General features: G+C 56.7%; 5 protein-coding genes. 2 read left to right on the forward strand and 3 right to left on the reverse strand.

Annotated features, from left to right (window positions below; translation table 11 throughout):
• The 3 genes from D2N39_RS22130 to D2N39_RS22140 all read right to left on the reverse strand — a co-directional run.
• Nucleotides 1-1,709, reverse strand: a 1,709-nt coding sequence (locus tag D2N39_RS22130; RefSeq protein ID WP_119136887.1) for a DEAD/DEAH box helicase, incomplete at its 3' end; no start/stop codon positions are given.
• Nucleotides 1,709-2,536 (reverse strand): Abi family protein, encoded by an 828-nt coding sequence (locus D2N39_RS22135; protein WP_119136883.1) that lies wholly within the window; start codon nt 2,534-2,536, stop codon nt 1,709-1,711. The genes D2N39_RS22135 and D2N39_RS22130, both read right to left, overlap by 1 nt.
• Nucleotides 2,533-5,205, reverse strand: coding sequence for a class I SAM-dependent DNA methyltransferase (locus D2N39_RS22140; protein WP_119136884.1), 2,673 nt, complete (start codon nt 5,203-5,205; stop codon nt 2,533-2,535). Before D2N39_RS22140 ends, D2N39_RS22135 begins: the two co-directional genes overlap by 4 nt.
• A gap of 389 nt (nt 5,206-5,594) precedes the next feature.
• Here D2N39_RS22140 and D2N39_RS22145 point away from each other — a divergent pair, with 389 nt between their 5' ends.
• Nucleotides 5,595-6,323, forward strand: coding sequence for a hypothetical protein (locus D2N39_RS22145; protein ID WP_147373545.1), 729 nt, complete (start codon nt 5,595-5,597; stop codon nt 6,321-6,323).
• Nucleotides 6,324-6,535: 212 nt separating this feature from the next.
• Nucleotides 6,536-6,796, forward strand: a complete 261-nt coding sequence (locus D2N39_RS22150) for a WGR domain-containing protein (RefSeq protein ID WP_119136886.1) — start codon at nt 6,536-6,538, stop codon at nt 6,794-6,796.
• The last annotated feature ends 160 nt before the right edge of the window (nt 6,797-6,956 follow it).

A 6,956-nucleotide genomic window follows, 5' to 3' on the forward strand; every position in this document is an offset into this window, starting at 1 on the left:
AGTGTGTCGACCGTACCGCCAAAGGCGGCTTGCTGTTCACTAAATCCGCGCTCTTCTTCACGGCGTGCCAAGGTCAGGATGTTCATTCTGGCAGCCAGATCTTGCCGGACGGCTTCGGTTTCTTCGGGCGACAGGTTTTCATATCGGCGCTCGATGATCTCGGTCAGTACCATCTGCGTGGCCACCTCGGGCGCGGTTTCAGGGTTCAACACGCGGGCGTCCATGGCCTGACAGGCCGTGGCCATCAGATCGTTCATGTCGTTTTCGCAAATCTCGCGTGCACGGGTCGTCGGTGGTTCCATCAGGCCACGAATGCCGATCGTCACGTGACCCTGGCCGTCAATCGAAATGGGCTCTCGGATATCGCCATCCTCGCGTCGGTAGAACCGGAAGTTGGGGGCCAGCACTTGCTCCATCAGGAGAGAGCCCGAAATTGCCTTAAGCATGTCGTTTACAGCATCAGTCACTACACCGGTTTCCACCCCCGGTTCGGCGACCAGATTGGTGAACCGAGTCTGTGTCTTGCCAGGAGCATCTCGCGTGGCGCGGCCTATGATCTGCACGATTTCGGTCAGGGAAGCGCGATAGCCTATTGTCAGCGCGTGTTCGCACCATACCCAGTCAAAGCCTTCCTTTGCCATGCCCAAGGCAATGATAATGTCCACCTTGGCGCGGTCACCGGCGTCGTCGCGCTTTCCGTCAGGGCCTCTGATCTCGCGCATCAGAGCAGATTTCACCAGCTCGCGGCCCGGAGCGTCATTTACGAGGTCAGCTATTTTCAGCACACGGCCATCTGCCGTTTCAACCAGATCAAAGCCGGTTTCTGCCTCGGCCCCGACATGCCGCCCTATCAGGTCGATAATCCGGCCCACCTCGTCGTTCTTGTCACTATAGGCTTCAGCGGACCCGCGGTGTGGGATGTGGATGATGGTTTTCAGCTTGGTATCAAGGATCTCAGGCAGACCGTTTAGGTATCTGCCCTTGTAGAAGCTGTAGTTGATCCCCAAGGATTTCAGGTACTCATAGCCATCCAGTTGTTCGTAATAGGAATAGGTGATCGGGACAAACCGCGCTTCGTCTTCGGGCCGTAACACGGGCACGGCATCGCCGCGGAAATACGACCCTGTCATTGCCATGACATGGGCTCGTTCACGTGTGACAACGCGGCGCAGGATCTGACCCAAACGATTGTTGTCATCAGCAGAGACGTGGTGGAATTCGTCGATGGCAAGGAATATGTCGTCGAAAGCTGCGATACCACGCGCTGCCTCAACCGCGTCAAAGCCAAAGCGGAAGGTGGCGTGGGTGCATACCAGAACACGTGCGTCCGATGCCATGAAATCGATAAACGCCTGCACTTTTTGCGAGGTGGGAGCATCTTCGGTCCCGGACAAGCACAGGTTCCAGCGATCTTCGACCTGCCAGTCGGCTTCGAACCCGTAACTCGTCAGGTCGGTAGAGCGAAACGATCCACCGATCGAGGTTTCAGGTACGCAGACGATCACCTTGGCCAACCCTTGATGGCGCAGCTTGTCCAGCGCGATGAACATCAGCGCCCGGCTTTTGCCCGCTGCCGGGGGCGCCTTCAGGAGCAGAAACTGGGCTGCGCGGGCGGCGTAGGCACGGGCCTGCATCGGGCGCTGGCCTATCGCATTTGTTGCCTTGGATGTTCCGGACTGGCCGTAGGCGACGTTAACCATCTGAACCATCAGGAACTCCTCGGGCGATTGTTAATGACTTGATTTACCTTGCATCGCTTGGAGACCCAGTTGCCGAGATCGACAGAAGTCCACGAAATCAATTTCAGGGCATCTTGGTACTTGGAGGCCGGCCCTTTGTCGAAAATCGCGTTGTGATGCGCAATCCTGTTTCGCCACAGCCGCACGCTTTCGATCAGGTTGTACAAGTCGTGCGGCTTTGCATCATCGGGCGCGCCTTTGAAGTTCTTTTTGATCCCTTTCGGGAACAAGAGCCGCTTCATCTTGTCGGTCGCCAGATACTGCCAGAATCCGAAAGACAGGGCCGATACCAAATGATGACATGTCATCGCGTCACCATGTTTGTCAGTCTCGTCGGCAACCGCCTGGTCCAGGTCACGAAGCAGGGTGGCCGAAAGCTCTTGCCGGAAAATTCTGTTTTTGTGCCAGGCAGGATCACGAAACAGAAGGGCAGAATGGATCGTGTTGCGGCAGGTCACCTCGGCCATGTGCAACGGCAGGTGGAATGACTCGGCCAGTGCGAGATTCCACAGATAGGTATCTTCGCGCGCAACCCCGTCATCTTTGGCAGCAGCGGCAAAACGTTGTAGTCGAGGGTCACTGAGACCGAGCGTTAACAGAGTCTGGTCCGTAAGATCTGTTGGAAAGAGTCCTTGAACCATATCGGATGAGGGGCTATTTGTAGTCACGTGTGACACGGGCAGGTTGCCATGAGGTGCTTCGGCAGGTTCATGGCCCCTCCGTTGTACAAGATCAGGGGGCGGGCCTACGGGCGCCGTCCCCAACTTTTTTCCAGCCCCTGCATCCCCGGCCGTCATTTGCCACCCTGTTTCACACGCGCGGCGTACAGCTTGAACAACTTTTCCAGCCGTTCGGTATCGTTGCGGAAGGGGCGGCCGATGTACATGGTTTCAAGCAGATCATCGTTGTCGCGGTGGGCTTGTCGCAGGTCGTTGGGCATTTTGTCGGGGTCATAAAGATCGGCGATGGTCTTGGGATAGTGTTGATAGCGGGTCTTCAGGATGCGACGGGCGGAGACGGACAGTTGTGCCAATTGATCATCCGAGAATTTCGGCACTGGAAAGGTGTTCCAGCCAAGTGTGTTGGAATAGCGAAAATCTGACTTTAGCTTGCCGCAGACCGTGGCGATCCAGACCAGATGGAGGCGCGAGGCGATCAGCGCAACGCACCACTCGGGGGCGTCGTAAAGTACTTGGTTCAGGTTGGATGCAATGACGTCTGCGCCCACCATGGCGACGGGCAGATAGGGCCGACGTTCTGATGTAACACTCGGGATGAGGATTGCATGATGCGTTGGAGCAATGTGCTCTCTAAATTGATGAGGGCGCTCTGCCAGTGCCTTTCCCGCCTTGTCCTTCATTTTGAGGCGGGCAATCCGTGTCCGTTCAATGCGATCAGCGACCGGTGGAATCTGTAACGCTTCAACTAACTCTACATCGCTGATCCAAAGGCAATGCCGTTCCACGCCTTTCACAACTTCTTGCGAACCCATCAACCGCCGCAGGAATTTTTCTGATCGCGGGTGGCTTGATACGAAAGTGGCCCGCTCTTCAGGTGACAAAATCAGTTCGCCGGCGTCATATGGCATACACCCGAATGCCATGTGAGGAAGTCCCCAAGAACTCTTACCCTTACCTTTGATCCAAACATCCTCATGACCAATCAAATAAGCGTTTATGTGCGGAACACTTGTTTCTAACTCACCATCGAACAGGCGTTTGGGAGCGGTTGAAACGTTCTGCAATCCAGTAATTGCGCAGATGACGGCAGCATTTTTCGCCGCACTGTTTCTCCATTTGAAGGATCGGTGGGCAAAAAATATCTCAATATCGTCCCCCAAGACCGTCGGCCAAAGAAGAGGCACCGATGCGCCCTGACAAAGGGAGTTCGTCGAAACCAGCGCAGCTTTCGCACGGCGCCCACGTATATAGTTGCCGGCCTTAAAGGTCCAACCAGCTACAAAATCGAGCGCCTTGAATGTCTTGATCTTCCCTGTGAAGACAAAATCGCGGTCAGCTTTCTGGTTCTTGTCTTGCTTTGCCTTGCCCAAGAACGGCGGGTTGCCAGCGATGTAGACCTCCTCGCCCTCCAAGGGCGGGGGGCAGACCTGATCCCAGTCCAGCCGCAGGGAGTTGCCGCAATGAATGTTCCCGCCATCTCGAAGGGGCAGCAGGGCGGGCATGCGGCCGAACACATCGGCAAAGCGCGCGTTGGCCTGATACTCGGCGATGAACAGCGCGAGCTTCGCCGTCTCGGCGGCAAAATCGGTCAGCTCGATCCCGTAGAACTGGTTCAGGCTGACCGAGGAGAACATGACGTTCTGCGGGTTCGCCTCCAACTCACCCAACCGTTTCAGGATGCGGATTTCGCGGTCGCGCAGGCAGCGGTAGGCCACGACCAGAAAGTTGCCCGACCCGCAGGCCGGATCGAAAACGCGGATATTTGATAGGCGCAGTAGTTGCGCCCGTAGGCCGGCCGCGCGGTCCCAGGCTTTATCGAGGGCCGCGTCCAGATCATCCAGCAACAGCGGCCCCAGCACCTTCATGATGTTGGGGACGGACGTGTAGTGCATCCCCAGTTCCGAACGTGCCTTTGCATCGGCGATGGACTGGATCATCGACCCGAAGATATCGGGGTTGATCAGCTTCCAGTTCAGATCGGCGGCATCACGCAGATAGCGAAAGGCGATGGGGTCAAAGCGCGGCGCGGTGATGGCACCTGCAAACAACCCGCCATTGACGTATTCAAACGCAGCGGCCCATGCCGGCAAACCCACGCGGTCCGCCTTTGGCCGGTTCATTGCAGTGAAGGCGTGGATCAACGTATCGGCCGCATGTTCGCCCTTGTTGCCGGAATAGGAAAACAGCGCGTGGCTGAACTGATTTTCTGGGAAGACACCAACATCTTCGGAAAACAAGCAGAAGATCAGCCGCGTCATGAACAGGTTCATGTCATGGCGGCGTTCCGGCGTGGCCCAGTCAGGATTGGTTTTCAGCAGGGCATCGTAAAGCTTGGCCAGCTTTCCGGTGGCCTTGACGTCAACCGGGTTTTCTTCGGCCGCCTTGTAGCGGTCCTTTCCGGCAGCAGGCAGGAAAAAGGCGAACTGGGTTCCCAGATCGGCAAAGTCGCAGTGCAGGGTATCGCCGGATTTGGGATGCTCGGCGGCAATGGTCAGCCCGTCGGTGGCGATTAAGATTGCTGGTTTGGATTTCAGGCTGCGCTTGGAGGTGCGAAGGGCATCCAAGGTGACATCGGTCAGGCCGGGCAGGGCAGGGGCATAGTGGAACCTTGTGCCATGCAAAACGCCGTTCGGTTGGTCGGATTTGTTGGTAGCACCCGAGCGCAACTTGGAAACGGCAGCGACGGAGTTGTCTGTTGCTTCGGCAAAGCTAAAGCCGAAGGTGGCCGCGTCGAAGGGCGCGCGGGCGATCTGGTCAAGTGCGTCGGCAATCTCGGTAGGGTTCATGAATGGCCTGAAAAAAGCTGTTCCAGACAACTTACACGCGTAGGTCTGCTGCGCAAGGTTGGGCTGTGCGCCGCGCTAAGTTTTCAGGCTTTTCAATAGGATCAAACGCAGCTGCGAGACTTGCGTTTGGCCCTCAAAGATTGCCCGGGGGCTCCTTTCAGCAGATTTTGCCTAGCAAGTCAGGGCAGTGTGGAAGGTCAAGTATCCTTGTGATTATTGGGCATGCCTAGCATCGGCCCCAAACGACAAACACTCCCCTTCGCAGCAACTTTGCCACAGAGTTTGACTCGGCATCACTTTTCAATTCGGGGCCATATTCGCTATGGTTAGCGGCACCTCGGCTCCCTTTAGTTACCCAGCCTGCGGTTCCCCATTTATATGGCACTCCAATGACCAATTCAGTTCACTTTCGACCACAACCCGGCAATGACTTGGTGACTGCAAGTGCACCGATGGTGCGTGCCTTTCAAACGATCGCGGCTTATCAGGTTGAACACGGAGAGATCGGGCTGACCAAGTCAGGTGCATGGAACCGGCACTGCATCGACTGGGTGGTGCGGCGGATGGATTTCCCGAACTGGACAGCTGAGAAGCTCTATCGCGTCAACAAGGTCTTGAACGAATACGACGTTCCGCCCTTGGAATACCTACGGGTTCTGCTCACGTCTTTGCGGCTTGGGCGAAAAATGGGTGGTGGCTGGCGGCTGACGAAGCCCGGCATGGCACTCGCAGGTGATCCGGAAGCGGCCTATTCCAAGATTGCTCCGGCGTTTTTGTTTCGGTTCGACCATGCCGAAGGCATGCGGGTCGGTGAGGCGCCAGCTGGCGACTGGGGGCTTTGGCTGAACGCAATCAACCGGATGCCGGACGATGGTTTCACACTGCCAGAGCTTGCCGCTTTCCTCTATGGTCCGGGCTGGGGCGGAGGATGGCGCGGGCCTGCTGGCGGACTGTTCAGCGCAGTCGCGATGCCACTTGAATGGGTGGGGTTGGTGATCCGGACGGGGAGTGGCGGCATTGATGAGATGCTGTGGCGCAGGGCACCGCTTTGGGCGGCAGGGCTGGAGTTCCGCACGCAAACCAAGCCGTCAAACGTGGTGCCATTTCCGTCGCGCTGACGGCGCAGCTTTGATTCATGCCGATTGGCGGCGATTTCAGGGCCCCTTTTCGCACATGTTTACGCCCGTTCTTTGCAAGCGATGAATTTGTTGATCAATCCTGTGATCAAGGCGTCTTGGTCCAGTAGGTGACACACGCTCGTAAGCGTTAGATCAAGATGGAAGCACGTGGCTCTACCTGATATAGTATAGAGGTCAGCTAGGATCACCACATGTTCGATATGGGTTCTCAACTCGAAGTCTTTCCAACCCATTTGCATTTGCGACGGATTGACCCCGCACGCAACATGCGCCGCTACTACAGGATTGCCATTCACAGTGATCTTTTCGGCCGAGCGAGCCTTGTACGGGAATGGGGTCGGATCGGATCGCGTGGTCAGATGATGGTCGAGACACATCCTGACGAAGGTCGGGCTATAAACGCATTGATGAAACTTGCCCGGGCCAAACAGCGAAAAGGGTATGCCCTTTGAGCCAGGTCGACGATGAGTGCGACAGCCGCAAGTCACCCTGCGCAAAGGCCCCTTATAGACGGCTCAAACCTTCGAACAATCCATGCGCTTCGCCCTGTAGGTCTACCTGTTGCACTGGCCGTCATGCCGAACAGGGCATCAACCTCCCTGCGAAACACCG

It is taken from the genome of Gemmobacter lutimaris (genome assembly GCF_003570715.1).
Taxonomy (GTDB): Bacteria; Pseudomonadota; Alphaproteobacteria; order Rhodobacterales; family Rhodobacteraceae; genus Gemmobacter; species Gemmobacter lutimaris.

Excerpts from the sequence above, each read along its gene's own strand:
- D2N39_RS22145 (WP_147373545.1), top strand. The coding sequence starts at position 5,595 with ATGACCAATTCAGTTCACTTTCGACCACAACCCGGCAATGACTTGGTG.
- D2N39_RS22135 (WP_119136883.1), bottom strand. The coding sequence starts at position 2,536 with ATGACGGCCGGGGATGCAGGGGCTGGAAAAAAGTTGGGGACGGCGCCC.
- D2N39_RS22140 (WP_119136884.1), bottom strand. The coding sequence starts at position 5,205 with ATGAACCCTACCGAGATTGCCGACGCACTTGACCAGATCGCCCGCGCG.
- D2N39_RS22150 (WP_119136886.1), top strand. The coding sequence starts at position 6,536 with ATGTTCGATATGGGTTCTCAACTCGAAGTCTTTCCAACCCATTTGCAT.